Origin of the sequence: Acidiphilium sp. PA (genome assembly GCF_026191915.1) — a bacterium.
Classification (GTDB): domain Bacteria; phylum Pseudomonadota; class Alphaproteobacteria; order Acetobacterales; family Acetobacteraceae; genus Acidiphilium.
This window is the reverse complement of record NZ_JAIMBY010000075.1, coordinates 1,111-1,803: the sequence shown is the minus strand read 5'-3', so window position 1 is coordinate 1,803 and position 693 is coordinate 1,111. Positions and strand designations below refer to the sequence as shown.

Genomic DNA, 693 nt, shown 5'->3' with positions numbered 1-693 from the left:
CACATCGCAGGCCCCGAGCGAGACGGTGGTGGTGATCGCCGTACGCAGCCGATCATGGCCGAATTCCTGGCCGAGCAGCAGCACGGTGATCATCGCGTGCGTGCCCTTCTCCTTGCCGTGGCGTGCCCGCAACCGGGTCCATAACACGTCGTAGGTGTCGGGCCAGCGGCCTGCGGCGCGCCATTGCGCCAAGGGCTTGGAGCCGGCGAACGCGCCTGGCTTGTGGTTCAGCACCTCGAGATAATGCTCGAGGTCGAGCACATGCTGGCACCGCTGATGGCAACGCTCGTGGCGGGCAATCTGCTTGCCGGCGTACCAGATCTCGACATGCAGCGGCCGGATCCGCGCCTCCACCCGTGTACCGACCTTCACTGGCACCGAGTAGAAATTTGTCTTCACCAGCACACAGCCGTGCTTGTCGACCAGCGGGAAGGCGATCTCGGCGATGTCGAACCCCTCGGTCGCGCATGGCAGCAGATGGTCGCGCTCCATATTCATCGTGGTGCCCACCGTGTCGATCCGCCCAGCCAGGACGCGCGCTTCATCGGCCCGGCAATCGGCGAGCAGACTATTAGTAGACCAAGGCCACGGCCAGTACCGGCTAGAGCTGCGCGACTTGCGATCAGACGAGCGGCTAACGGCCCGGCTACTTCGCGCGCAGGACCGACCCGCCTAGCTGTGCCACCCGTGGTG

General features: G+C 65.4%; 1 protein-coding gene. It reads right to left on the bottom strand.

Going from position 1 to position 693, the window contains the following annotated elements; all coding sequences use genetic code 11:
- Positions 1-510, bottom strand: a 510-nt coding sequence (locus AruPA_RS21585) for a Mu transposase domain-containing protein (RefSeq protein ID WP_408859158.1), incomplete at its 3' end; no start/stop codon positions are given.
- Positions 511-693 lie beyond the last annotated feature (183 nt).